Source organism: Christiangramia aquimixticola (assembly GCF_048285835.1).
In the GTDB taxonomy this organism is placed as follows: Bacteria; Bacteroidota; Bacteroidia; order Flavobacteriales; family Flavobacteriaceae; genus Christiangramia; species Christiangramia aquimixticola.
Genome location: NZ_JBLVTL010000084.1, coordinates 1 through 349 on the forward strand (window position 1 = coordinate 1; position 349 = coordinate 349).

Consider the following 349-nt stretch of genomic DNA (forward strand, 5'->3'; position numbering starts at 1 on the left):
CCGTAAAACAGCATCGGCAATCCACCTAACAAGATCGAATGCGCCTGCATCATGAGGATTTTTTGGATGCTTTGGTCTATTGCAGGCCCATTGCCTTCTATGAGTGCTTTTTCCAAGCCACAGAGGGAAGCTAAAGTTCCTGAAATCCGAGCGTCTCCTGTCTTGGGATTGGAGGAAAAAAGGGCTCCTCGCGCCGGACTCATCCACTGATCACCAGAGAAAGAGTAATATTCCTTGAGAAACTTGCGATGGTAATAGGGTTCCTTTCCAGCCTGAGCAATCATGTAGTCATCATATCCCAGTCCAATATCATCGTGGCACCGAGTGTAAGTAATCCAAGAGGTACCGT

The 349-nt window shown here is 47.6% G+C and carries 1 pseudogene; it reads right to left on the bottom strand.

Features of this window, described 5'->3' with window-relative positions:
• A pseudogene (locus tag ACNKXV_RS13610) lies at nucleotides 1-349 on the bottom strand (alpha amylase); the annotation flags it as partial.